The organism is Streptomyces sp. NPDC092045 (assembly GCF_044756005.1).
In the GTDB taxonomy this organism is placed as follows: domain Bacteria; phylum Actinomycetota; class Actinomycetes; order Streptomycetales; family Streptomycetaceae; genus Streptomyces.
In genome coordinates, this window is the sequence record NZ_JBIVSC010000007.1 from 107398 (window position 1) to 133299 (window position 25902).

18 protein-coding genes are annotated in these 25902 nt (G+C 75.4%); 16 read left to right on the plus strand and 2 right to left on the minus strand.

All coding sequences use genetic code 11. From position 1 onward, the window contains the following. Window positions 1–34 precede the first annotated feature (34 nt). The 7 genes from ACIQKA_RS19760 (at window position 35) to ACIQKA_RS19790 (ending at window position 10548) form a co-directional block, all read left to right on the plus strand. Entirely contained in the window at window positions 35–1675 is a 1641-nt protein-coding gene (locus ACIQKA_RS19760) for a nitroreductase family protein (protein ID WP_402541727.1), read from the plus strand. A gap of 18 nt (window positions 1676–1693) precedes the next feature. Then, complete coding sequence (locus ACIQKA_RS19765; RefSeq protein ID WP_402541729.1) at window positions 1694–4528, plus strand: lantibiotic dehydratase; 2835 nt, start codon at window positions 1694–1696, stop codon at window positions 4526–4528. Then, complete coding sequence (locus ACIQKA_RS19770; protein WP_383158043.1) at window positions 4516–5649, plus strand: lantibiotic dehydratase C-terminal domain-containing protein; 1134 nt, start codon at window positions 4516–4518, stop codon at window positions 5647–5649. Before ACIQKA_RS19765 ends, ACIQKA_RS19770 begins: the two co-directional genes overlap by 13 nt. Then, window positions 5646–6770 carry a metalloprotease gene (locus tag ACIQKA_RS19775; protein ID WP_383158044.1) on the plus strand — a complete coding sequence of 375 codons (1125 nt, stop codon included), beginning with the start codon at window positions 5646–5648 and terminating at the stop codon, window positions 6768–6770. Before ACIQKA_RS19770 ends, ACIQKA_RS19775 begins: the two co-directional genes overlap by 4 nt. Window positions 6771–6899: 129 nt before the next feature. Then, the gene (locus ACIQKA_RS19780; protein WP_383158047.1) at window positions 6900–7865 is read left to right on the plus strand and encodes an ATP-binding cassette domain-containing protein; all 966 of its coding nucleotides are present in this window, start codon (window positions 6900–6902) and stop codon (window positions 7863–7865) included. Next, complete coding sequence (locus ACIQKA_RS19785) at window positions 7862–8617, plus strand: ABC transporter permease (protein ID WP_383158049.1); 756 nt, start codon at window positions 7862–7864, stop codon at window positions 8615–8617. The genes ACIQKA_RS19780 and ACIQKA_RS19785 overlap by 4 nt, the downstream gene beginning before the upstream one ends. Continuing rightward, window positions 8614–10548 (plus strand): TOMM precursor leader peptide-binding protein, encoded by a 1935-nt coding sequence (locus ACIQKA_RS19790; protein ID WP_402541733.1) that lies wholly within the window; start codon window positions 8614–8616, stop codon window positions 10546–10548. Before ACIQKA_RS19785 ends, ACIQKA_RS19790 begins: the two co-directional genes overlap by 4 nt. Before the next feature lie 85 nt (window positions 10549–10633). Here ACIQKA_RS19790 and ACIQKA_RS19795 read toward each other — a convergent pair whose 3' ends face one another. After that, window positions 10634–11587, minus strand: a complete 954-nt coding sequence (locus ACIQKA_RS19795; RefSeq protein ID WP_402541735.1) for an endonuclease/exonuclease/phosphatase family protein — start codon at window positions 11585–11587, stop codon at window positions 10634–10636. A 190-nt stretch (window positions 11588–11777) separates the two neighbouring features. On the opposite strand from ACIQKA_RS19795, the gene ACIQKA_RS19800 reads away from it, so the two are divergent. The 5 genes from ACIQKA_RS19800 to crcB (ACIQKA_RS19820) all read left to right on the plus strand — a co-directional run bounded on the left by ACIQKA_RS19800 (window position 11778) and on the right by crcB (ACIQKA_RS19820) (window position 16329). Next, window positions 11778–12719: a CBS domain-containing protein gene (locus tag ACIQKA_RS19800; protein WP_402541737.1), complete on the plus strand. Its 942-nt coding sequence runs from the start codon at window positions 11778–11780 to the stop codon at window positions 12717–12719. Between the two features lie 165 nt (window positions 12720–12884). Then, window positions 12885–13634: an SDR family oxidoreductase gene (locus ACIQKA_RS19805; protein WP_402541738.1), complete on the plus strand. Its 750-nt coding sequence runs from the start codon at window positions 12885–12887 to the stop codon at window positions 13632–13634. A 326-nt stretch (window positions 13635–13960) separates the two neighbouring features. Beyond that, window positions 13961–15112, plus strand: a complete 1152-nt coding sequence (locus ACIQKA_RS19810; protein ID WP_383437755.1) for a S1 family peptidase — start codon at window positions 13961–13963, stop codon at window positions 15110–15112. A gap of 271 nt (window positions 15113–15383) precedes the next feature. Further along, on the plus strand, window positions 15384–15887 hold the full coding sequence (crcB, locus tag ACIQKA_RS19815) for a fluoride efflux transporter CrcB (protein ID WP_383443691.1): 504 nt from the start codon (window positions 15384–15386) through the stop codon (window positions 15885–15887). A 64-nt stretch (window positions 15888–15951) separates the two neighbouring features. Beyond that, on the plus strand, window positions 15952–16329 hold the full coding sequence (crcB, locus tag ACIQKA_RS19820) for a fluoride efflux transporter CrcB (protein ID WP_383437758.1): 378 nt from the start codon (window positions 15952–15954) through the stop codon (window positions 16327–16329). A gap of 103 nt (window positions 16330–16432) precedes the next feature. On the opposite strand, the gene ACIQKA_RS19825 is transcribed toward crcB (ACIQKA_RS19820), so the two are convergent. Further along, window positions 16433–17539, minus strand: coding sequence for a chitinase (locus ACIQKA_RS19825; RefSeq protein ID WP_383156097.1), 1107 nt, complete (start codon window positions 17537–17539; stop codon window positions 16433–16435). A 313-nt stretch (window positions 17540–17852) separates the two neighbouring features. On the opposite strand from ACIQKA_RS19825, the gene ACIQKA_RS19830 reads away from it, so the two are divergent. The 4 genes from ACIQKA_RS19830 to ACIQKA_RS19845 all read left to right on the plus strand — a co-directional run bounded on the left by ACIQKA_RS19830 (window position 17853) and on the right by ACIQKA_RS19845 (window position 25832). Then, the gene (locus tag ACIQKA_RS19830; RefSeq protein ID WP_402541741.1) at window positions 17853–20090 is read left to right on the plus strand and encodes an alpha-N-acetylglucosaminidase; all 2238 of its coding nucleotides are present in this window, start codon (window positions 17853–17855) and stop codon (window positions 20088–20090) included. A gap of 79 nt (window positions 20091–20169) precedes the next feature. Beyond that, window positions 20170–22251, plus strand: a complete 2082-nt coding sequence (locus ACIQKA_RS19835; protein ID WP_402541743.1) for a DUF4139 domain-containing protein — start codon at window positions 20170–20172, stop codon at window positions 22249–22251. A 7-nt stretch (window positions 22252–22258) separates the two neighbouring features. After that, on the plus strand, window positions 22259–23821 hold the full coding sequence (locus ACIQKA_RS19840; protein ID WP_402541745.1) for a mucoidy inhibitor MuiA family protein: 1563 nt from the start codon (window positions 22259–22261) through the stop codon (window positions 23819–23821). A 166-nt stretch (window positions 23822–23987) separates the two neighbouring features. Then, on the plus strand, window positions 23988–25832 hold the full coding sequence (locus tag ACIQKA_RS19845) for a SpoIIE family protein phosphatase (protein WP_383156103.1): 1845 nt from the start codon (window positions 23988–23990) through the stop codon (window positions 25830–25832). The last annotated feature ends 70 nt before the right edge of the window (window positions 25833–25902 follow it).

The window sequence follows — 25902 nt, forward strand, 5'->3', positions numbered from 1 at the left end:
GACGCCCGGGGAAACCCGGAGAAAGGGGGAACCCATGGGGTACGCGCATGAGTACGCGCACGCCGTCCTGCACCGCGGCCGCGTTCCGATGGAGCCCACCGACCACGTCGTGAACTGGGCCGACGGCCCGCGCCGGGGCAAGTACTACCCGGACGCCGAGGCGTTCGCGCTGCCGGACACCGAGGACCTCGCGGACGTCCCGATCGCGCCCGGTCTGCTGCCCGGCGCCGGCGGGGGCCCGGGGACCGGGGCGCGTCCCGGGTTCGACCTCCCGCTGCTTTCCGCGATGCTGAAGGACTCGTACGGGCTGACCGGGCGCCGTCTCGGCGTCCAGGCCAACACCGATCTGGCCGGGCTGCCGTACTACCACCACGCCAACTGGTCGCGCGGCACGGCGGGCGGCGGCGGGCTCTACCCGGTGAGCGTCCACTGGGCGTCCGGCCCCTCCGGCCCCCTCACCCCGGGCCTCCACCACTACGACGTCCAGCGGCACGCCCTGCAACGGCTGCTGACCGGAGACGTCACGGACCGGGTCCGCGAGGCGCTGGGCCCGGACGCGCCCGACGGGGCCCTCGACACCGACCAGTACCTGGTCCTCGGCGTCAAGTACTGGCAGAACTCCTTCAAGTACAACAGCTTCTGCTTCCACGTGGTCTGCACCGACCTCGGCACTCTGGTCCAGACCTGGCGCATCTGGGCCGCCGCCCGGGGGCTGCGGCTCGCGCCCGCCCTGTGGTTCGACGAGCCCGCCCTGAACGGGCTGCTCGGGGTGCCGGGCGAGGAGGAGGCGGTGTTCGCGGTCGTGCCGCTGCGCTGGGACGGGCCCCGCGCGGAGGGGGCGCGGGTCCCGCGCGCGGACCCGCGCCACCGGCCCGCCGTGCGGCACCGGGACGCCGAGCGCTCCCGCGTCCTCCTGGACTTCCCGCAGGTGCGGGCGATGCACCGGGCGACCCTGGAGGGCGCCACCGCCCGGCCCGCCCCGGACGCGCTGGCCGCCGCCGCGGCCCTCGCGGACGCGGTTCCCACGGACGCGGCCGACGGGGACGTGCGGGTCCCCCTGCCCGCACCGGCCTTCCCGGACACCGGGGTGCGCCGGGCCCTGCGGGAGCGGCGCTCCAGCTTCGGCCGGTTCGACGCGCGCCGGAAGGTCTCCGCCGAGCACCTCTCGGCGGTCCTGGCGGCCTGCGCCGGGACCCGGCTGGCCGGCGACGGCGACCCGGCCGGGAAGCACCGGCTCGCCCGGCTCTACGCCTTCGTCAACCACGTGGAGGGGATCGGGCAGGGCGCGTACGCGTACGACCCCGACCGCGGCGACCTGCGTCCGGTCGTCAGCGGGCCGCAGGGCCCCTTCCTCCAGGAGAACTACTTCCTGGCCAACTACAACCTGGAGCAGGCCGGGGCGGTCCTGGTGCCCACCGTGCGGACCACGGCCGTCCTGGACGCCGTCGGCGACCGCGGCTACCGGCTCGCCGTCGCCACCGCCGGGGCCGTGGCCCAGGGCTTCTACCTGGCGGCCTCGGCCCTGGGTCTGGGCGCGGGCGTGGCGCTGGGCTTCGACAACGTCTCGTACGCCGAGCGGCTCGGACTCACGGGCGGCGACGAGGCCCCGCTGCTCGTCATGGCCCTCGGTCACGAACGGCCCGGGCCCGCCGACTTCCGCCACGAGATCGCCTGACGGCCCCGGAGGATTCCCATGACACGCACAGAGTCCGGCGCCACGGAGGCCCGGGACGGGACCGGGGCCCACTGGGAGCCGGGCAGGCGCTTCGTGCTCCGCGCGGCCGGCCTTCCGGTCGAGACGGTCCACGGGCTGCGCTGCCCCGGCACGCGCCGCTGGGCCGACGCCGTCCTGGACGAGGAGGAGCGCCTCGCCGCCGAGGGGGCGCGGCTCGGCGACCTCCTGCACGCCCTGGTCGGGTCGACCGCCGCGCCCGGGGACGGGGACGCCGGAGTGCGTCGCGCCCTGCTCGCCCTGCGGCGGCGGATCTTCAACAACCGGCTGCCGGCCGACCCGGACTCCGCCGCGCGCCTGGTGGCGGGGCTCGACCCGGAGGCCGGGGAGCGGACCGCGCGGTGGCTGCGGGACCGGACGCGGCTCGCGGAGCTGACGGCCGGCGGCGCGGAGCTGCTCGACGGCGAACTCCGGGAGAGCCGGGGCGCGTTGCGGCGCGCGCTGTCCGAGGAGCGGCTGCGCCGCGGTCTGCTGCTCGCCTCGCCCGCCCTCGACGCGCGCCTCGACGCCTATCTGCGCGACACGGACCCCGTGCCGGGCAACCGGCTGCGCAAGATCGAGCGTTCCGCGCTCGCCTACCTCTACCGCACGGCCTGCAAGACCAGCCCCTTCAGCACCTTCACCGGCGTCGGCCTCGCCTCCTTCTCGGGCGATCCGGCGGACGACCGGGCCGATCTGCGCGTGGACGGGGAGTGGACGGGCCGCGTGCGGCTCAACGTGGTCGTGCTGACCCGGCTGACCGAGCTGATCACCGGCGATCCGGAGCGCCGCCGGGACCTGCCGGTGGTCCTCTCGCAGGGCTGGGAGCGGGACGCCGACCGCATCCGGTACGTGCGCCACGTGACGACGGCGGGCGACGACGGGGCCGCCGTCACCTTCGACGCGGTCCGGGACCGGCTGTTCTTCCTGCGCGGCAGCGGCACCCTGGACCGGCTCCTGGAGTGGCTCGGCGGGCAGGACGGGAAGGTGCGCCACCGGGACCTGGTGGACTGGCTGGAGGCCGAGCACGGGGCCGGCCGCGAGGAGTGCGAGCGGTACGCGTCGGCCCTGCTGAACGTCGGCATGGTGCAGGTCCCGGTGCTCCGCACGGACGTGCACGGCGGCGATCCGCTGCGCTCCTACCAGGACGCCCTGCGCTCCCTCGGCGTGCCGTGGGCCGACCGGCTGGCGGATCTCCTGGACGGCCCGGCCGACTGCCTCGCCCGCTGTCCGGGGGCGGACGCCGACGAACGGCGCGCCCTGCTGGGCACGTTGCGGAGCCGCCTCCAGGAGGTGCAGGGGGAACTGGGGGCCGCCGAACCGTCCCTGCCGCAGACGCTGGTGTACGAGGACGTCGACACGGGCGGCGGTCCGGTCTGCGGGTCCGGCGTGCTGGGCGGGGAGACCGGCCGGGCACTGCGGGCCGTCGAGGGCGTGCTGCCGCTCTTCGACCTGACGCTCCCGCAGCGGATCACCCTGCTGGGCTTCTTCGTCGCCCGCCACGGGCGCGGCGGCCGCTGCACCGATCTGCTCGGCCTGGTCCACGACTTCCACGAGGACTTCTTCGACCAGTACGTGTCCTTCACCTCCCGGCGGGTCGCCTTCGACGGGGACGGCGCGTACCGGCCCGAGGAGAACTGGCTCGGGCAGGAGGAGATGCGGACCCTCGACCGGGCCCGCCGCCGCTTCCACGACGGCGTGTGCGCCCTGTGGGAGCGGGAGGTGGACCGGGACACCGAGGAGGTCGAGCTGCCGGGCGGACTGCTGGCGGAGACGGCCGGGGAACTCGCTCCGCTCACCGGGCACTTCGTCCCGCAGAGCCACCACCTCCAGCTCTCGCGGCCCGCCGGGGGCCGGCCCCTCGTCGTGCTCAACAAGTCGTACGGCGGCCTCTCCTTCCCCTTCAGCCGGTTCACCCACCTGTACGACGGGCCCGGGACGTCCGGCCCGGGGCTCTCCGACGCGCTGCGTGCGGAGACGGCGGAGCGGCGGCCGGAGGGGGCGGTGTTCGCTGAGGTCACCGGAGGGCCGGTCAGCAGCAACCTGAACCTGCACGGGCGGCTGACCGACCACCAGATCGTCTGTCCGGGCGAGACCAGCACCGTGCCCGAGGAGGCCCGGATCCACCTGGACGACCTGTACGTCGAGCACGACGAGGCGGCCGGGCGGCTGGTGCTCCGGTCCTGGCGCCTCGGCCGCGAGGTCGTGCCGGTCTACCTCGGCTACCTGGTGCCGATCGCGCTCCCCGACATCTCCCGCACCCTGCTCCTGCTCTCCCCCAGCACCATGGCCCCCTTCGACGTGTGGGCGGGGGTGCCGGAGGGCGCGGTCGTGGACGGGGTCACCCGCAGGCCCCGGATCCGGCACGGGGACGTGGTGGTGGGCCGGCGGAGCTGGACCGCGCTCGCGGAGGTCCTGCCGGTCCGGCGCCCGGGACCGGGCGAGGAGGAGCACTATCTGGACTGGCAGCGGTGGCGGCGGGCCCACGGGCTGCCCGACCGCTGCTTCGCCACGGTCTCCCGGGCGGACCGGGGGCCGGTCGGGGCCAAGCCCGCGTACGTGGACTTCGACAGCCCCCTCTCCCTGGCCGCGCTCGACGCCCTGGTGGAGCGGAAGCCCGGTGTCCGGGTGGTGTTCCAGGAGATGCTGCCCGCCGAGGACGGGCTCCACGTCACCTCGGAGCGCGGCCGGCACGTGGCCGAGCTCGCCGTGGAGACCTTCACCACCCGCCGGGCCCCCGAAGGCCGTTCCGCCCCCCGATCCCTTCCCGTTCCGTCCCCGTCCGGCCCGGAGGTCGCCCCGTCATGCCCGAACTGACCGAGCCCGCGGCCTTCCGTCCGGCCCCGGGGGACGGCGGCCCCTCCCCCTGGCTGGCGCTGCACGTCTTCTACGCCGCCAACCCCCGTCCCCTCCTCGTCGACTGCGTCCGCCCGCTGGTCGACGGGCTCACCGAGGACGGTCTGCTGGCCGGGCACTTCTTCATCACCTACTGGCTGGAGGGGCCGCACGTGCGGCTGCGGCTCCGCCCGAGCGGCCCCGGTGCCGAGGCGGAGGTGCGCCGGCGGGCCGAGGAGGCGATCCAGGCCTTCCTGACGTCCCGCCCCGCCCTCTACGAGGTCGACTCCGGCTTCCTCAGGGACTTCTACAACTCGCTCTTCGACATCGAGTTCCCGGGCGGGGACCGGGCCCGGTACATGGGCCCGGACGGGCGGATGAACCTGCGGCCGAACAACTCCTTCTCGTACGAGGCGTACGCCCCCGAGTACGCCAAGTACGGCGGCCCCGCCGGGGTGGAGCTCGCCGAGTGGCACTTCCGGCACTCCAGCGACCTGGTCCTGGAGGCGTACCGGAGCATGAACCTGCACCTGCGGACGGTGCTGCTGGGGACGTCCGCGCAGCTCATGATGGTGATGGCGAGCTGCTTCCTGCCCGAGGAGGAGCGGCTCGCGGACTACCTCGACTCGTACTACGCCTTCTGGCACCGGCTGTTCCCGGGCACCGGCTTCATCGGGTCCACCGAGTACGAGCGCACGTACGAGCGGATGGCGCCCTCCCTCGGGGCCCGGTTCGCGCGGATCAGGGAGGCCGTGGCGGGCGGCGACCCGTCCGGGCTCCCGGTGTTCCTGCGCCGCTGGGCCGAGCACTGCCTGGAGCTGCGCGAGCGGGTGGCGGACCTCACCGGGCGCGGCGAGCTCGCCTTCCCGGCGTGGGAGGGTCCGGTCCGCGAGGACACCGGACAGGAGCGCGCCGAGGACCCGGACGCGGCTCCCCTCGTGCCCGTCACGCACGTCCCGGCGGTGCTGCCCCGGCTCCTCTCGCCGTACATGCACATGACGAACAACCGGCTGCACGTGACGATCCGGGACGAGGCGTACCTGTCGTTCGTCCTGGGCAGGGTCCTGCGGGAGGCCGACCACGGGAAGCGGGGCGTCTCTTGAGCACCGTCGACCGGGCGAGCGGCGACCGCTCCGCCGCGCGCGCCCACCGGCCCGCGATGCGGCCGGGCGTACTGATCGGCCCGGCCGTGCTGCGCGGCCCGCGCACCGTCCACCTCGTCAAGCACCCGGTGAGCGGCGCCGCGTTCGAGGTCGGGCCCAGGGAGCACTTCGTCATCGGACTGCTGGACGGCACCCGGGACGTGGACGACGTCGTGGCCGCGTACGCCGAGCGGTTCCGCCGCCGGCTCCCCGAGGAGCAGTGGACGCGGCTGCTCGGGCTGCTCGGGGCCCGGGGGCTGCTGGCCGGGGCCCCGGACCCGGCCCCGCCGGAGCCGCCGCCCGCCCGCACCGGCACCTTCTGGAAGGGCAGCCGGCGGACCGTGGCCGATGCGCACGCGACCGCCGGGCGCCTGCACCGGCTGCTGTCGCCGCTGCTGCGGCCGTGGGTCCAGCTCCCCCTGGCGGCGGCGTCCCTGCTGATGACCTTCGCCGTGCTCGCGGATCCGGCGGCGCTCCTCGACGGCCTCGCGGCCCTGCTCGCCCGGCCCCCGGTCCTCGTCCCGTTCGCCGTCCTGCTCTGGTTCGGCCTCTGCCTGCACGAACTCGCGCACGGCGTCGCGGCCCGGCACTACGGCGGGGTGGTCACCGAGATCGGGCTGCGCTGGCGGTTCCCGGCGATGATGATGTACTGCACGGTCGACAACTACCCGTTCCTGCCCGGTCGCCGGGCGAAACTGGTGGTCGCGGCGGCCGGCGCCCACGTCAACCTGCTCCTCCTGCTGCCCCTCGCGCTCTGGTGGGCGCTCCTGGACGCGGCGGACCCGGCGCGGCCGGTGCTCACCGGGATGCTCTTCGTGGGGATCGTGCAGGCGCTGGGCAATCTGGTCCCGCTGCCGCCGCTCGACGGCTACCGGATCCTCAGCCACCTCCTGGGCACCACGCACCTCGCCCCGGAGACCCGCACCTACCTGGCGCTGCGCCGGCGGGGACGGGAGGCGGTCGCCGCCTATCCGCCGCGCGCCCGCCGCATCCACACCTCCTACGCGGTCGCGTCGGTCGTCCTGGTGCTGCTCGCCGCCGGCGGCGCCTGCGCGGTCGTCGTCCTGCTGCTGCTCCGATGACACGCCCGCCCCTCCCCGGCCCACCCGTCCCCTCCCCCGACACGCCCGCCCCTCCCCGGCCCACCCGTCCCCTCCCCCGACACGCCCGCCCCCGCGGAAGACCACGAGATCCACGAATGAGGTACTTGGATGAGCTCCTCCTCCCCCACTCCCGACCCCGCCGGGGCGCCCCCGGCCGTCGAGGTCACCGGCGTGACCAAGAGCTACGGCGGCCGGAAGGCCGTCGACGGGGTGTCCCTGAGCATCCGGCGCGGTGAGTTCTTCGGGCTGCTCGGGCCCAACGGGGCGGGCAAGTCCACCCTGGTGGAGATCATGGAAGGGCTGCGCAGGGCCGACTCCGGCACGGTCTCGGTGTTCGGCGAGCCGCCCTGGCCGCGCAACACCGCCCTGCTGCCGCGCATGGGCGTGCAGACCCAGTCCTCCGCGTTCTTCGTGCGGCAGACCGTCCACGAGCACCTGCGGACCGTCGCCGCGCTGTTCGGGGCGGACCGCGCGGCCGTCGACGCCACCCTGGAGGCCGTGGGGCTCGGCGGGCGGCACGGCGTCCGGGTGGACGACCTGTCCGGCGGGCAGCGGCAGCGGCTCGCCATCGCCTCGGCACTGGTCCACGGCCCCGAGCTGATCTTCCTGGACGAACCGACGGCGGCGCTCGACCCGGAGGGCCGGCGCGACCTGTGGGAGGTCCTGCGGGGCCTCAAGGCGGCGGGCCGGACCATCGTCTACACCACGCACCACCTGGACGAGGCGGAGGCGCTCTGCGACCGCGTCGGCATCCTGGTGGCCGGGCGGCTCGTGGTCACCGACGCGCCGCAGCACCTGATCGGCACCTCCGGCGCGAGCAGCCGGCTGCTCGTGCCGCTCGGCCGGATCGACGAGGAGCGGGCCAGGGCCCTGCCGGGCGTGGACGGCGTCGCCGTGCAGGGCGGGCACCTCGTCCTGGAGACCCGCTCGACCGGCAAGGTGCTCTCCGCCCTCGACGCCGTGACGGGCCTCGACGGGGTGCAGACCCGTACGCCCAGTCTCGAGGACGTCTACCTCGAACTCACCGCCCGGCGGGACACCCCCGCCCCGAACACCCAGGAGCAGCAGGCATGAGCGCCTACTCCGCGCTGACCGCGGCGGGCTACCGCGCCCAGGTCAGGGACAAGACGACGGTCTTCTTCACCTTCGCCTTCCCGCTGCTCTTCCTCGTCGTCTTCGGGCTCGTCTTCCGGGGGAGGGCCGTCGAGGAGAGCGGTTTCTCGTACCTGTCGTACACCGCTTCCGGGGTCCTCTCCTGGGGCGTCGCGAACGCCGCCGTGTTCGGCATCGCGTTCACCCTGATGCAGTGGCGCGCGGACGACATCCTGCGGATGATCCGGATGTCGCCCGCGCCGCTGTCCTCCGTCATCGGCTCCCGCTACGTCCTCGCGCTCGGCGTGGGGCTCGTGCAGTCGGTGCTGTTCGTCGGGGTGGCGATGCTGCCGGGGTTCGGGCTCGTGCCCGCCTCGCGGTGGCCGCTGCTGATTCCGGTCCTGGTCCTGGGCGTCACGACCTTCCTGCTGCTCGGGGTGATCATCGGCAGCGTCGCCGACACCCCGGAGTCGGTCGCGGGCATCGCCAACTTCCTGATCCTGCCGATGGCGTTCCTCTCCGGTTCGTTCTTCCCGCTCGACTCCATGCCGGAGTGGTTGCAGAACGTCTCGCGGGTGCTGCCGCTGCGCTACCTCAACGACGCGGTGTCGGCCGCCCTGACGGGCCGCGGCGACCTCTCCGACATCGGGGTGGGGTGCGCGGGGCTCGTGGTGTTCGGCGTGCTCTTCGGGGCCGTCGCGACGCGCTTCTTCCGCTGGACGAAGAGCTCGTGACCGCCGTCGCGCTCCCGCAGCCGCTGGCGGAGGCCCGCGACGCCCTCCAGACCTTCCTGGACGGGCACTTCGGCTCCGGCGCGCCCCGGGTCGTGCCGGTCGGGGCCGTCGGCGCCGGGGGCGGGCGGGCCCCGGACCCGTGGGCCGCCGAACGGCCGGCGGCGCTCGTCCACCTCAGCGCCTCGGCGGTGCTGCTCGGCCCCTGGGGCGGCGACGGGAGCGCGCCCGCCTGCGGCAGCTGCCTGGCCCTGCGGTGGCAGCGGCTGCGCAGCCGGAGCGAGCGGGACGCCCTGGAGACCGGCGGCCCGGACGGGCCCCGCCCGGCCGCCGCCTGGCCGCCGCTGACCGGGCACGCGCACGACACGGTGGCCGCGCTGTGCGAGGCGCTGCTGCGCGGGCCGCGCCCGGCGCCGCCCGCCGCGCTCGCGGCGGACCGCGCCCTGCCGCAGGTGACCCGGGTCGACCTCGCGAACCTGCTGGTCAGGACGTATCCGCTGCTCGCGGACCCGCTCTGCCCGCACTGCGGGCCGGGAGGAGGGGACGGCGTCCCTCCGCTCGACCTCGTACCGCGTCCCAAACCGGATCCGGACGGCTACCGGCTGCGGTCGGCCTTCTCGTACCCGCTCCCGGTCGACGCCCTGGCCAATCCGGTCTGCGGCGCTCTCGGGGCCGGGACCTGGGCGGACGTCACCTCGTCCACGACCGCGCCGGTGGCCGGGAGCGTGTTCGTCCGGGGCTACGCGGGGCTCCACGACGTGACCTGGAGCGGGCAGGAGAACTCCTTCGCCACCAGCCGCCGGCTCGCGTTCCTGGAGGGGTTGGAGCGGTACGCGGGCACCCGCAGGCGCACCGGCCGGGCGCCGGTCGTCGCCGCGTACGACGCGCTGGGGGACGAGGCGGTCGATCCGGCGGTGTGCGGTCTGTACGCCCCGGAGACGTACCGGGACGACCCCATGGTCAGGCCCTTCGACCCCGGCCGGCCCATCCCCTGGGAGCGGGGCCGGTCGCTGCGGGACGGGCGCCCGGTCCTGGTGCCGTCGCGGCTGGTGTACTACAGCATCCCGACGGCCGACGACGACTTCGTCTTCGAGTGCTCCAACGGCTGCGCCATCGGCGGCTGCCCGGAGGAGGCGGTCCTGGGCGGCCTGCTCGAACTCGTCGAGCGGGACTCGTTCCTGAACGGCTGGTACGGGGCGGCCCGGCTGCCCCGGATCGACCTGGCGACGGTCGGCGGCCCCACGGTCGCCGCCATGGTGGAGCGGGCCGCGCTCCAGGGCTACGACGTGCGCGCCTTCGACAACCGGATCGACCTCGCGGTCCCGGCGGTCACGGTGGTGGGCGTGCGCCGGGACGGCGGTCCGGGCACGCTGTCCTTCGCGGCGGCGGCCTCGCTGGACCCCCGGTCGGCCGTCGAGGGCGCCCTGTCGGAGGTGCTGAGCTACATCCCGCACCTGGCCCGGCAGACGGCCGAGCGCCGGTCGGAGCTGGAGGCGATGGCCGACGACTTCTCCCTCGTACGGCACCTCAAGGACCATCCGCAGCTCTACGGGCTGCCCCGGATGGCCGCGTACGCGCGCGCGTACCTGGAGCCGTCGGAGGCGCGTCCGTTCGACGAGGTGTACGGGGAGTGGGAGAGCGGCGGGCGGCCCCGCACCGGGGACCTGCGGGACGACGTGGCCGTGGTCGTGGACGAGCTGGTGGGGGCGGGCCACGACGTCGTGGTCGTCGACCAGACCACCCCCGAGCAGGAGCGGGCGGGGCTGCGGACGGTCGCCACGGTGGTGCCGGGGCTGCTGCCGATCGACTTCGGCTGGAACCGGCAGCGGGCCCTGCTGATGCCCCGGCTGCGCACGGCCCTCCACCGGGGCGGCCACCGGCCCCACGACCTCACGGACGCGGAGCTCCTGCGGGCTCCGCACCCGTTTCCCTGACCCGGCCGCCGCTCCGGCCCCGGTCCGGCTCCCACCGGGGGTCGGAGCGCTCCGCCCGGTCGTTTCGGGCCCGCGAGCCGTACGGCTACTTCACGGTGGCGGTGCCGACGAGGATGCGGTGGTCCGAGCAGCGTCCGTCCGGGGACGTCTTCGTGCGGGCGCAGTCGGTGGAGATCGCCAGCGAGTCGGCGCTGTAGCTGTTCGGGGCGGCGAGCGCGGCCTCGGGGACGAAGATCAGGTCGATCTTCCGCATGGTCCCGCACGGCGACGGGCCGACGGTCGCGTCGTCGGCCGTCCACTCTCCGTATCCGGGGCAGTGGGCGGAGTCGTTGTCGTCCAGTTCCCGGAACAGTCCCGTGTTGCCGCCGTTGACCGAGGTGTTCAGGGTGGCGGAGTAGAACGTGTTCAGCGAGGGGTAGTGGGGCTGGACGTTGAAGTCCCCCGCGATCATGACCGTCTGTCCGCTCCTGGCCCATGCGTCGATCCGCGTCTGGACGGCCGCCAGCTGCTTCAGCTTGTCGGCGTCCGACGCCACCGTGATGTGCGTCGTGCAGAACCGCGTGGCCGGGTCGGCGAGGAGCGGCGCGCAGAGCATGTTCCGCTTCTCGGCGGTGCCGTCGTCCGGGAGCTTGATCCGGTCGGCGGTGCCGAGCGGACGCTTGCTGAAGATCGCGTTGCCGAACTCCTCGCCGTTGCAGACGCCCGTGTCGGCCGCCCTGCTGGGTTCGAAGCGGCCGAAGTTGTCCGGGTCCTCGGGCCAGTTCGCCGCTCGCAGCTGCGTGACGAGTTCACGCCACTGGCTCGCGCAGAGTTCGTTGAAGGCCGCGAAGTCCGCGCCGCGGTTCACGATCGAGCCGACCGCCCCCCGCACCATGCCCGTGGTGGGCGAACCGGCGTTGAGCTTCTGTCCGGCCACGTTCCACTGCCAGACGGTGTACGTCGTCGTGCTCGTCGTCCCGGCCTGAGCCGCGGTCGCGGGCAGCAGCGCGGCGCACAGCGCGCCCGCGAAAGCCATGCGCATCCGACGGAACCGTCCCATGTCTTTTCCTCCCCTGAGGTTCCGGCCCTCGCCGGGCCGGCCCCGCACACCGCGGAAAAGGATCTTAAGGCCTTTCACCGGGGAAGCCGGCGGCGGGCATCGGGGCCCCGGCCGGGGCGGCGCCGGGGGCAGGCGCCTGCCTGTCAGGACTTCTGCCGGGACTTCCACGGAACGGACCGGGGCGATTCCCATGACCACGGCACGCGAGACGATGACACCGGACGCGACCTGCGTGAAGGCGAGCGAGACCGTGCGCGACGCCGCGCGGAGGATGGCCGAGCTCGGGGCCGGCGCGCTGCCGGTCTGCGGCGCCGACGAGAAGCCCAAGGGCATGCCGACGGACCGCGACATCGTGCTGGAGGTGGTGGCCGAGGGCCTCGACCCGGCGGAGTGCCGGGTGGGCGGCCTCGCCCGGGACGAGATCGTCCGCGTGCGGACGGACGCCGAGGCCGAGGAGGTCCTCGACGTCATGAAAGAGCACAAGGCCCGCCGCGTGCCCGTCATCGACGGCCACGTCCTCGTCGGCGTCATCGCCCAGGCCGACGTGGCCCGTGCCCTGCCGGACCGCGAGGTCGGCGACCTGGTCGGGGCCGTCTCGGCGGACCGACCCGCGCCCGGTCCGTGTCCGGCCTCCGCGGGGGCCCTGTGGCAGGCTGGCCGCGTGACGTCGGAGACCGCGCAGCCCCTCGCCCCGGACGACGGCGCCGCCGACGCCCCGGCCGCCGAGTTCACCGCCCACCGGCCCAGGATGTTCGGCCCGGCCCACCGGATGCTCGGCTCCGCCGAGGAGGCGGAGGACACCGTGCAGGACGCGTACCTCCGCTGGAGCGGGGCCGACCGCGCGTCCATCGCCCACCCCGCCGCCCGGCTCGCCACGGTCGTCACCCGCCTCGGCCCCAACCGGCTCGCCTCGGCCCGCGCGAAGCGCGAGGAGTACGCGGGACCGTGGCTGCCCGAACCCGTCTTCACCCGCGACGGCACGCTCGGCCCCCTGGAGTCCGCCGAGCGGCGCGACGCCGTCTCGACGGCCCTGCTCGTGCTCCTCGAACGGCTCACCCCGACGGAGCGGGCCGTCTACGTGCTACCGCCTTCGAGGTGCGCGACGGCGCCATCAGCCGTGTGGAGGTCGTGATGAACCCGGACAAGCTGGCCTTCGCGGGCCGGCAGCTCGCCCGGGGAGGCGTCCTGGGATGAGGCCGGACGGCGCCGGTTGTCACATTTCCGGGGGCTCGCCGGTTCTCGGCTGACGAAGCGCGTTCCACCGGGGAGCGCGCACCCTGCGGAGGGAAGAGACACGATGACCACGATCCTGGTGACCGGGGGTACGGGAACGCTCGGACGGCTCGTCGCCGAGCGTCTGCGCGAGGACGGCGCCGAGGTGCGGGTGCTGAGCCGCCACGCGCGGCCGTACGCGGTGGACCTGCGCGAGGGGGGCACGGGCCTGGACGCGGCCGTCGAGGGTGTGGACAGGGTGGTGCACTGCGCGACCACGCTGCGCGGCGGCGACGACCGGGCGGCGCGGCATCTGGTCGGGGCCTCGCGCCGGGCCGGGGTCCGGCACCTGGTCCACATCTCGATCGTCGGCGTCGACCGCGTGCCGCTCGGCTACTACCGGACGAAGCTGGCCGTCGAGAAGACGATCGAGGGGTCCGGGCTCGGGTGGACCGTGCTGCGGACCACGCAGTTCCACGACCTGGTGGTGGAGTTCCTGCGCAACGCGGCCAGGGTGCCGGTCGTGCCGCTCCCCGCCGGCGTCTCGGACCAGCCGATCGAGGTGGCGGAGGTCGCCGCCCGCCTCGCCGAACTCGCGGCCGGGGAGCCCGCGGGCCGGGTGCCGGACATGGGCGGCCCCGAGGTGCGTCCGCTGGCGGAGCTGGCCCGGGCGTACCTGGAGGCGATCGGCCAGCACCGCCGCCTGGTGAACGTGCCGCTGGCCGGAAAGGCCTACCGGGGGTTCCGGGCGGGCGGGCACCTGACGCCGGAGCGGGCCGTGGGCCGGGTGACGTTCGAGGAGTTCCTCGCGAAGCGCCTTCCCCGGCGCGGCTGAGGCACGCCGGGGGCGCGCTCGGCCCGCACGCACCAGGCCCCGCGCTCACCCGACCTCGCACACACCCGACCTCGTACGCCGGCCGGGCCCGGCCGGCCGGGCCCACCGGGCTCCGGTCGTACGCCCCCGGGGGAACGGGCCGCCGGACGACCGGCGGCCCGTTCGCGCGTCCGGATGCCCGAGGGGGCGGACGCGGACGTCCCGCGAGACCGACGACCGCTGTCGTGTTTTTGGTATGGACCTGCCAAGTCAATGCCGCTAGCGTAACGGCCGACGCTCCGTGAGAGCGCTCTCAAGCGTTCGACACCCCCACACCAGGAGGCTTCGTGAAACGCACCACCCCCCTGGGCTCCGCCATCGCGGCCCTGTTGCTGACGCTCGGTCTCGGCGCCACCGGCCTCGGAGCCGCGAACGCCGCCCCGCTCCCCGAGCCGCCCGCCGCCCCCTCCGCCTCGGCCGGACTGCTCGACGCCCTCCAGCAGGACCTCGGCCTGACCCGGACCCAGGCCGAGGAGCGGCTGCGCGCCGAGAAGACCGCGACGGAGGTCGAGAAGGCCGCCCGGCAGACGGCCGGAGGCGCGTACGGAGGCTCGTGGTTCGACTCCTCCTCGGGGCGGCTCGTCGTCGCCCTCACCGACCGGGCCGAGGAGGCCGGGGTGCGGGCGCTCGGCGCCGACACCCGGGTGGTCCGCCACAGCGCCGCCGCCCTCGACCGGGCCAAGGCCCGCCTCGACGGGCTCTCCGCGCCGAAGGGCGTGGCCGGCTGGCACGTCGACCCGAGGACGAACAGCGTCGCCGTCACGGTCGTCCGCGCCGAGCGGGACGCCCCCTCGGTGCGCGCCTTCGTCGAGAAGGCCCGGGCGAACGGGCCGGTCACCGTCACCGAGACGGCCGCCGCACCCCGCACCTACGCGGCGGGGACCGTCGGCGGCGACCCGTACTACACCGGCAACGTGCGCTGTTCGATCGGCTTCTCCGTGCACGGCGGGTTCGTGACGGCCGGTCACTGCGGCCGGGCCGGAGCGGCGGTGCGCGGCTGGGACGGCTCGGCCATGGGCACCTTCCAGGGCTCCTCGTTCCCCGGTGACGACTACGCGTACGTGAGCATCCACAGCGGCTGGTGGACCGTGCCCGTCGTCCTCGGCTGGGGCGTCACCTCGGACCGGCTGGTGCGCGGCTCCGCCGAGGCGCCCGTGGGCGCGTCGATCTGCCGTTCGGGCTCCACCACGAAGTGGCACTGCGGCACGGTCCTCGGCAAGAACCAGACGGTCAACTACAGCCAGGGCGCCGTGCACCAGATGACGAAGACCAGCGTCTGCGCGGAGGGCGGCGACTCCGGCGGCGCGTTCATCAGCGGCGACCAGGCCCAGGGCGTCACCTCCGGAGGCTGGGGCAACTGCTCCTCCGGCGGCGAGACATGGTTCCAGCCCGTGAACGAGATCCTCGGCCGCTACGGCCTCACCCTGCACACCGCCTGACGGGAGCCGGTGCGCGGCCGTTCCCGGCGGCCGCGCACCGGCGCTCCCGCGTGTCCCCCCACCCCTCCTCACCTGCCCCGCCCCGTCCCGTGCCGGGCGGCGGTGTCCCGGTGCCGCCCGTTATCCTGGAGACGCGACCGTCCCCGGGCCGTCGCGCGGCGGTGGGGCCCGCCGTACCCGAACCGCGGCACGCGCTGTCGCCGACGGTCCCTACTCGTGACCCGTCCCCGCCCGCATCCGCGCGAGCGGGGGACCACGCGTAGGGAGAGGCATGCGTTCCGAAGAACCCCCACCGACCACGGCCTCCGAGCCGGTCGACCCCGACGTCACTCCCGCGGACGTCCGCCGGCGCCGGGGGTCCCGGCGCGCGGGCCACGGCACCCCGGCGGTGGTCGCGGTCGTCGCGGCGGGCGGCTCGCTCGGCGCCCTGGCCCGTTTCGGGGCGTCGCTGCTGTGGCCCACGCCCGCGGCCGCCTTCCCCTGGACGACGCTGACGGTGAACGCCGCCGGGTGCCTGGCGATCGGCGTCCTCCTGGTCGCCGTCACCGAGGCCTTCACGGCCCACCCCCTCCTGCGCCCGTTCTTCGGGACCGGGTTCCTGGGCGGGTTCACCACCTTCTCCACGTACTGCGTGGACGTCGAACGCCTCGTCGACGCGGGCCGCGCCGGCACGGCGCTCACGTACCTCGTGGCGACCGTCGCCGCCGCGACGGCGGCGGTGGCCGCCGGCGCGTTCGGCACGCGCCGCCTCCTGTCCCACCGGAGCGCGTCGTGATCCGGCGTACGGATCCGGCGGTCCGTCCGACCGCCCTCGTCGACGGGGCCGGGGAGGGCCCGCGGTGAACGACTTCCTCCTGGTGGCCGCCGGTGGCGCCGTCGGCGCGCCCCTGCGCTATCTGACCGACCGCGCCGTCCAGGCCCGACACGACACCGTCTTCCCGTGGGGCACCTTCACCGTGAACGTCGTGGGCTCCCTGCTCCTCGGCCTGCTCACGGGGGCCGCGCTGTCCGGCGCGGCCGGGCACACCGCGCAGCTGCTCCTCGGGACCGGGCTGTGCGGCGCGCTGACGACGTACTCGACGTTCTCCTACGAGACGCTGCGGCTGGCCGAGTCCGGCGCGCGGTTCCTCGCCGTGGCGAACGTCGCCGCCTCCGTCGTCGCCGGGCTCGGCGCCGTCTTCGTCGGCCTCGCCCTGGCCCGGGTCCTCTTCCCCTGAGCCGCCGGACGGGCCCGGGCCCGTCCGGCGGTTCGGGTCCTGGGGCGTGTGTCGAAAGTAGCGCCGTCTACCCGGAGGGCAGGCGGGACTTTCGACACACGCCCTAGCGGCCCTGGAGCGCCTTGACGTTGTCGCCGAAGGTCCAGCCCTTCGCGCCGTCCCAGTTCGCCGACCAGGTCATCAGGCCCTTGAGGGCGCCCTTGTAGTGGTTCCACGCCTGGGCCACGGCCGACGGGGCCATGTGGCCGCCGCCCGCGCCGGGCTGGGCGGGCAGGCCGGGCACCTGCTTGTCGTACGGGACCTTGATCGTGGTGCCCTGGATCACCAGGCCCTTGTTCAGGCAGTCGGTCTGGGCGACGAACCCGGCGACGGTGCCGGCGGAGTAGGAGTCGCCCGAGCAGCCGTACATGCTGCCGTTGTAGTACTGCATGTTGAGCCACCACAGGCGCCCGTTGTCGGCGTACTTCTTGATGACCGGCAGGTAGGCGCCCCAGATCGAGCCGTAGACCACGCTGCCGCCGGTGACGTACGCGGTCTCCGGCGCCATCGTCAGGCCGAAGCCGGCGGGCATCCGGGCGAGGACGCCGTCGATGATGCGGATCAGGTTGGCCTGGGAGGCGGAGAGGGTGGTGATGGAGCCGCTGCCGACCAGGCCGGTCTCGATGTCGATGTCGATGCCGTCGAAGTTGTACTTCTTCAGGATGGGCACGATGGTGTCGACGAACCGGTCGGCGACGGCCGCGGAGTTCAGGTCGATGCCCGCCGTGGCCCCGCCGATCGACATCAGGACGGTCGCCCCGGCCGCCTTGGCGCGACACATCTCGGCGGGGGTGGCGACGCGGACGGTGCTGTCCATGCCGTCCTCCCACAGCACCGTGCCGTCCGAACGGATCACGGGGAAGGCGGCGTTGATGACGTTGTAGCCGTGGGCGGCGAAGCGCGGGTCGTCGATGGGGGCCCAGCCGAAGGGCGGGTGGACGCCGTTGGCCGCGCCGTCCCAGTTCTCCCAGTACCCCTGGAGGACCTTTCCGGCGGGCTTGGGCTTGAGGGCGCAGGTGTCGGCGGCCGCTCCGGTTCCGGAGGCGGGGGCGGACACGGCGGTCCGTTCGGGCTTCGCGCCTTCGGCGGCGGCGGGCGCGGCGAGGGCGGCGGCCGTGAGCAGGGCGGTGAGACCCGCTCCGAGGACGCGGGTGATCCTGGGGCCTGGCATGCGTGCTCCTTGGGACGTGGGGGGATGGGTCCTGGGGGTGGCGCGCGCTCCAGCCGACCGTAGGTTGGTCCAGACCATTCGTCAACCACTCGTGCGGACAGGGGACTTGGCTCCCCTGCCACCGGAGCACCGCGCGACGGGCGACCTCGTGCGCCTCCGGCCTTCCGCACCGGCGGCTTCGCGCGCCGGCGGGTGCCGTGTACACCCGTATGAATGAGACCCCGCCGGGCCCCGCTCCGCTTCCGCCCGGCGCGAGGGGGCGCGTAGGAAAGTGGGCGGACGATCCGCCGGCCTCTTTCGAGCAGGGAAGCACATGGGCAGTCGTCCGATCCTCCGATGCCGTCACGTCCTCGTCCTCGTGGTGCTCGTCGTCGCGACGGCGGTGACGCCCGGCGCGCTGTCCGACCGGGGCGGGACCGCCTCCTCCGCCGCCGCGCCCGTCTTCGACCCGGCGCCCGCGCGGGCGAGCCTGGAGCGCCTGCTGTCCTCGCGGGCACGGCAGTTCACCCTGATCCCCGTCGAGCGGCCGGAGTCCGGCGACTACTTCGCGGTCTCCGGCGGAGCGGGCAGGATCCAGGTGCGGGGCACCTCGCCGGCGACGCTGCTCGCCGGGGCGGGCCGGTACCTGGAACGGGTCGCCGGGGTCGACATCGGCTGGCCGGGCGACAGCCTCGGCCGGCTGCCCGCCGTGCTCCCCGCGGTCCCCGGGACCCTCACCCGGTCGGCGAACGTGCCCCACCGCTACGCCCTGAACGACACCGACGAGGGCTACTCGGGCGCCTACCGGGACTTCGAGACGTACCGCCGCGACATCGACCTGATGGCCCTGCACGGCGTGAACGAGGTCTTCGTGCCGACCGGGGCCGAGTACCCGTACTACCGGGCCCTCCAGGAGTTCGGCTACGGCGCCGAGGAGCTGCGGAGCTGGATCCCCGCCCCCGGCCACCAGGCCTGGTGGCTGCTGCAGAACATGTCCGGTTTCGCGGGCCCGGTCTCCGAACAGCTGATCGAGGCCCGCGCGGCGCTCGGCGCCCGGATCGCGCGGCAGCTCCGCTCCCTCGGCATGGCCCCCGTCCTGCCGGGCTACTTCGGCACGGTGCCGCCGGGCTTCGCCGAGCGGAACCCGGGCGCGGTCACCGTGCCGCAGGGCAAGTGGGTGGGGTTCGACCGGCCCGACTGGCTGGACCCGACCGGCCTGGTCTTCGACCGGCTCGCCGCCGCCTACTACCGGGTCCAGCGGGAGCGGTTCGGCGACGGCGACGGCGACATGTTCAAGATGGACCTGCTGCACGAGGGCGGCACGGCGGGCGGGGTCGACGTCGCCGCGGCCGCCGGGGCCGTCCAGCGGGCCCTGGACACCGCCCGCCCCGGCGCCACCTGGGTCATGCTCGGCTGGCAGAAGAACCCGACCGCCGCGTTCCTCAGCGGGGTGGACCGCGACCGGGTCCTGATCGTCGACGGCCTCTCCGACCGCTACGACGGCCTCGACCGCGAGACCGAGTGGGGCGGCACGCCCTACGCCTTCGGCTCGATCGCCAACTTCGGCGGCCACACCAGTCTCGGCGCCAACACCGGCGCGTGGGGCGGGCGCTTCCACTCCTGGCGGACCACGCCGGGCTCCGCGCTGCGCGGCATCGCCTACCTGCCGGAGGCCACCGGCGGGAACCCCGCCGGGTTCGACCTGTTCACCGAACTCGCCTGGGAGCCGGGGCCCGTCGACCAGCGGGCCTGGTTCGCCGACTACGCCGCCCGCCGCTACGGCGGGGCCGACCCGCACGCGGCCGCCGCCTGGGAGGAGCTGCGCCGGGGCCCGTACGGCATGGCGCCGGGGACGTGGAGCGAGCCGCAGGACAGCCTCTTCACCGCGCGGCCGAGCCTCACCGCGACCGGGTCCGCGCGCTGGAGCCCGGCCTTCTCCCGGTACGACGCCACCACGGTGGAGCGGGCGCTGGCGGAACTGCTCCGGGTCGCGCCCGCGCTGCGGACCACGGACGCGTACCGCCACGACCTGGTGGACGTGGCGCGCCAGGCGCTCACCAACCGCGGCCGGGTGCTGCTGCCGGGGATCAGGGCCGCGTACGACGCCAAGGACCTGGAACGCTTCCGGACGCTGGTGCGCGAGTGGAACTCCCACACGGAGCTGCTCGGCCGGCTCGTCGGCTCCGACCGGCGGTTCCTGCTCGGCCCCTGGCTGGAGAGCGCCCGCTCCTGGGGCGCCGACCCGGCCGAGCGCGACCGCCTGGAGTACGACGCCCGCTCGATCCTGACCACCTGGGGCGGCCGGGGGCCGAGCGAGGCGGGGCTGCGCGACTACGCCAACCGCGAGTGGGACGGGCTGGTCCGCGACCTCTACGCGCCGCGCTGGGCCGCGTACTTCGCGAGCCTCGACACCGCCCTGGCGACCGGCCGGGCGCCGGTCGCCGTCGACTGGTTCGCGAAGGACGACGCCTGGGCCCGCGACCACCGGAGCTACCCCACCGCGCCGACCGGCGACTTCCTCGCGCTGGCGGAGGAGGTGCGGACGGTCCTGGCGAAGGCGCCCGAGGCCTGAGGGACGCCTCCGGGCCCGGGGCGCGGCCCGTCCGCGTAGGCTTCGACCGGTACGACGGACGGGGCAGGGGGCGAGGCGCATGTCGGAGGAGACGGCCCGGAGCTGGGGGTCGACCCTCGATTCGGTCGTGGTGTACGCGCAGGGGGCGGTCTGCCGCCGTCTGGCCCGGGGCGTCGTGCCCCGGGACGGGCGGGTGCGGGTCGCGGGACTGCCCCGCACCCTGGACCCGGGGTCGCTGCGGGCCCGCGTCCTGGGCCCCTCCGGCGTGCGGGTCACCGAGGCACGGGTGGAGGTCGCGTCCGAGCCGCTCGACGGCGGCCCGCCCGACGAACTGCGGCGCGAGGTCGAACGGCTGCGCGACGCGCACGCTGCGGCCGAGGGGCGCCGGGACCGGCAGCGGACCCTGATCGCCGAGGTCGAGGGCCTGCATCCGGTCCCTCCGGCCCGCAAGCGCGAGGATCCGCACCGCCGCACCGCGGTCGACGCCTGGCTGGACCTCGCCGACTTCGTCGACGAGCGGCTGGCCCGGCTGCACGCGGGTCTCGCCGGGTTCGAGGAGGAGCTGCGCCGCGTCGGGCACGCGCTCTCCGTCGCCCTCGACCGGCTCGACCGGGCCTCCACCGACGCCCCCGCCGAGCACGTCGGGACCGGCGTCCGCGCCGTCCTGACCCTCGACGGCGCGGCCGGCGGGGAGGCTCCGGCGGAAGTGGAACTGGAGTACGGGGTGCCGGGCGCCGTCTGGGTGCCGGCCTACCGGCTCTCCCACCGCCGGGACGAGGACGGCGGGCGGCTGGTGCTGCGCGCCTCGGTCGCCCAGCGGACCGGCGAGGACTGGACCGGGGTGCGCCTCGCGCTGGCCACCGCGGACCTGCGGCGCCGCACCGACCTGCCGCGCCTGCGCTCGGTGCGGATCGGACGCCGGCAGGCGGCCCCCGCGCCGTCCGGCTGGCGCGAGCCCCCGGCGGGCCTCGCCGACCTCTTCGGCGGGTACGAGGCGGCCGGCCCCCGGCCCGTCCCGGCCTCCTCCCCGCTCGGCGGCGCCGTGGCGGGCTCCGCGGCCGTACCGGTCGCGGCCGCTCCCGTACCGGCGCCGCCCCCGGCCCCGGCGCCGCCGGGCTTCGCCGGACCGCCCGCCCTCACCGGAGCGCCCCCGCCGCCCGGCGCCGCGTACGGCTTCGCCCCCGAGGCCTTCGGCGGGGCACCCGGACCCGCGCCGCAGGGCTACGGCGCCGCGCCGGGCTCCGCGCCGAAGGCCGCCCGGCGCTCCATGGCGCCCGCGGCTCCCGGCGCGCCCGCCCCGGCCGCGCCGCCGCCCCCGGCGCCGTCGGGTCCGCCGCGCCCGGACGGCGACGAGCTGGACTACGCCTCCCTGGTCCTGTCCGGACCCGAGGACCGGGAGGCGCGCCGGGGAAGGCTGTTCCCCGGCTCCTCCTTCGACGCCGTGGCGACCGAGCACCGCCGCCGCGCCGAGGGGGCGGCCGCGCTGCCGCTGCCCCGGTACGCCGTGCGTCCCCGCGAGTCGGCGGGTTCGTTCGACCACCGCTTCGACGCGGACGCCCGCGCCGACGTGCCGTCGGACGGCACCTGGCACACCGTCGCCGTCGGCGAGATCCCGGTCGGCCTGCGCACCGAACACCTCTGCGTGCCGTCCGTGGAGGAGACCGTGTACGCGACGCTCGTGGTCTCCAACGCGACCGGCCGGGCCCTCCTCGCCGGGCCGGTGGAGGTCACCGTCGACGGCGAGTTCCTGCTGACGGCCGCGCTCCCCACGCTCGCCCCCGGCGGTGTCGGGCGGCTGGGCCTGGGCCCGGCCGAGGCGGTCCGCGTGACCCGCCGCACCCATCTGCGGGAGTCGACCGCGGGCCTGCGCAACAACGTCACCGTGCTCGACCACCAGGTGCGCGTGGAGCTGGTGAACCGGCTCGCGGCGCCCGCCGTCGTGGAGGTCCGCGAACGGGTGCCGGTCACCTCCGAGCCCGACGTGCGGATCGAGGAGCGGGACGGCTGGGCGGTGCCCGAGGACGGGCCCGAGGAGCACGCGGCGGGCACCCGCGTCCGGCGGGTCGAACTCCCCGCCGGTGGCACCGCCGTCCTCGAAGGCGGCTACGAGATCCGCGTCCCGGCCGGCAAGGCCCTGGTCGACGGCAACCGCAGGAGCTGACCCCACCATGACCACGGAAACCCGACCGATCGCCCTTCCCGTCACCGCCGTCACCTGCCTGGAGGACCGCGCCCACGTCGAGCGGACCGCCGACCTCGACCTGACGGCCGGTGTCCAGCGGCTGCGCCTCGGCCCGGTCAGCGCGCTCGCCGTCGACCGCACCCTCCACGCCGAGCTGGTCTCCGACCGCCCGGCGACCGTGCTGGGCGCGCGGATCGTCCGCACCTGGACGCCGCGCGGCCCGGTCCCCTCGCCCGACGGCGACTCCGCCCTCCGTCTGCGCGCGCACGCCCTCGAAGAGGAGCGGCGCACCGCGGAGCGGGAGCGCGACCGGCTGCGCGTCCGGCTCGACCTGCTGGGCGGGCTCGCCGCCGACCTGCTGCGGGAGATCCGCGAGGGCGCCGGCGCCGGGGAGAGCGAGGGGGAGCGCTGGGGCCGGGAACTGGACCGCGTGGACGCCGAGCGCGACACGTACGCCGAACGGCTCCGCGCCGTCGAGGCCCGGCTGACCGACCTCGCCGCCGAGCACGGCGCGACCCTGCGGGCCCTGGAGGAGGCCGAGCGGGAGCCGGCCGAGCTGGTCGCCCACGTGGAGCTGACGGTGGAGGCGGCGGAGCCGGGCCCGGCCCGGCTGCGGCTCGGCCACCTCACCCCGTGCGCGCTGTGGCGGCCCGCCTACCGGGCCGTGCTCGACGGCGGCTCGCTGACCCTGGAGACCGAGGCCGTGGTCTGGCAGCGGACCGGCGAGGACTGGTCGGACGTGCGGCTGACGCTGTCGACGGCCCGCTCGGCGCTCGCCACCGAGCCGCCGCGCCTGGCCGAGGACCGGCTGACGCTCAGGGACCGCTCCGCCGCCGAGCGCCGCACGGTCGACGTCGAGGTGCGCGAGGAGCTGATCGGGGACCTCGGACCGGCGCCGGTGCTCGGGCTGCCGGGGGTCGACGACGGCGGCGAGGCGCGCGTCCTGAACGCCCCGGCGCCGGTCTCCGTGCCGGGCGACGGCCGTGCGCACCGGGTGCCGCTCTCCGCCTTCACCACGGACGCGGGCGGCGAGTACGCCTGCTCCCCCGAGCTGTCGCCGCTGGTCACCCAGGTGGTGCGGTTCGACAACCGGTCCGGCCACGCCCTGCTCGCGGGACCGGTGGACCTGGTACGCGGCAGCGGCTTCGCCGGTCGCGGCACGCTGGACTTCACCGCTCCCGGCGCCCGCGCGGAGCTGGCCTGCGGCAGCCGCGACGACATCCGGGTCGTCCGGTACGCCGAGGAGTCCCACGACACGACCGGGCTGACCCAGCGGGCCGTGACCACCCGCACGGTCCGGCTGCACCTGTCCCGGTTCTCCGCGCCCGGCGAGGACGGCGAGCGGGTGGTGGTCGTGCGGGAGCGGATCCCCGTCTCCGAGGTCTCGGCGGTGGAGGTGCGCCTGCGCGAGGAGTCCTGCTCCCCCGCGCCCGCCCCGGTCGACGCGGAGGGCATCGTCCGCTGGGACGTCTCCCTGCCGCCGGGGGGCCGCCGCACGGTCACCCTGGTGTACGAGGTGTCGGCGGCGGCCAAGGTCGTGGGGATCTGAGGACGGGGCCTCCGGTACGGGCGGCCCGCCCGGAGGCCCCGTGCCCCGGTCCGGCGTCGCGGACGGTCGCGCCCGGGTGACTCAGCGTGGCCGCGGGCATACTTGCGCAGGTTGCTTCCGCATGCCTGATGCACTGTGGCCTCTTCCGGTGCAGACTGTGCAACAGATGGCGTCACATTCCTGTCTGGAGGCCGAAAGAGTGAACGGCGGGAGCGACAGGCGGCGCCTGACCAGCCGCGCCTCGGCCGGGAGCAGTCCGTCGGCCCACCACTCGGCCGGTGCGGGCGCGCGGTTCCGCAGGAGCAGGGGTCTGCTGCCGCCCGACCGGTTCACCACCCGCAGCCAGCTCGCATGGCTGAATTCCGCCACCTCCAGGATCGGCACGACCCTGGATCTGGAGCGCACCGCGCAGGAACTGGCCGAGTTCACCGTGCCCCGGTTCGCCGACGGCGCCGCCGTGGACGTCCTGGAGAGCGTCCTGCGCGGCGAGGAGGGGGCCCGGTGGACCGGGGAGGGCATTCCGCTGCTGCGGGCCACGGCGCTGTGCGCCATCGAGGAGCTCTCCTCCCTGGAGCCGACCCCGGTGGGCGAGACCTACGTCCAGACCGAGGAGCGGCACGAGACGCTGCTGCACAGGTACTGCCTCCGGCAGGGCAAGCCGGTCCTGCTGAGCCGGATGCGGGGCGACGACTTCTCCCGCGTCGCGCCGACGGCGAGCGCGGCGGCGCAGATGCGCGCCGCCGGGGTGCACAGCTACCTGGCCGTGCCCCTGATCGCCCGCGGACTGCTGCTCGGGAGCGCGGACTTCGTGCGCGGGCGCGGAACGCCGCCGTTCTCCTCCACGGACCTGGCCCTGGCGGAGCAGCTCGCCTCGAAGGCGGCCGTCTTCATCGACAACGCGCGCCTCTACGGGCGCGAGCGCGAGCACGTGGTCTCGTTGCAGCGCAGTCTGCTGCCGCGCGCGACGCCGGTGACGCCGGGGCTGCGGCTGCACTCGGAGTACGCGCCCTCGACGGCCGGCCACGGGGTGGGCGGGGACTGGTACGACGTGATGGCGCTGCCCGGAGGGCGGACGGCCCTGGTGGTGGGGGACGTGATGGGGCACGGGCTGCCCGCGGCCGCCACGATGGGCCGGCTGCGGGCCGTCGCCCGCACCCTGATGACCCTGGACATGGCCCCGGAGCGGGTCCTGGCGCGGCTCGACCTGGCCACCCGCGACCTGGAGGACGAGCAGGTCGCCACGTGTCTGTGCGCGGTCTACGACCCGGCGGACTCCAGCTACACGCTGGCCAGTGCCGGGCACCTGCCGCCGCTGCTCCTCGACGGGCGGGGCGCGGCGGACTTCGCGGACGTGCCGGCCGGCGCGCCCCTGGGCGCGGGGGTGATCCCGTACGACCCGATCCGGCTGAAGGTCCCCGACGGCGGGCACCTGGTGATGTACACGGACGGGCTCATCAAGACCCGGACCGAGGACCTGGACGAGCAGTTGGAGCGGCTGCGGTCGGCCGCGCTGGGCCTGACCCCCGGGTCGCTGGAGGCGGGCGGTCTGGTGGAGCGCGCTCCGGCCGGGGCCGAGCGGTTCGACGAGGCGGTGCTCCTGGTCGCGACGGACTCGCCGTCCCCGCGCGACGACCTGCGGGTGTGGGAGCTGCCGAAGGACGGGCGGGCGGCCTCGGTCGCGCGGAACCTGGTGACCGGTCAGCTCTCCGAGTGGGGCCTCGACGAGCTCGCGGACGTCTGCGAGCTGGTGGTCTCCGAGCTCGTGGGCAACGCGCTGCGGTACGGCAACGGGCCGGGCGAGCTGCGCCTCTGGCGCGGCGAGCGGCTGGTCGTGGAGGTCTCGGACACGGGGCCCGACCTGCCGCAGATCCAGCACGCGGACCTCAGCGACGAGGGCGGGCGAGGGCTCCAGCTCATCAACATGCTCTGTCGCCGCTGGGGTTCGTGCCGCACGGTCACCGGCAAGGTGGTCTGGGCGGAGCAGAACGTGCCGGGTGCCCAGGAGTCGTAGCGAACCGGACACGGTACCAGCGCGGTGCCGTTCCCGTACGACGTACGCACACTCTCCACACGCGCGCGAA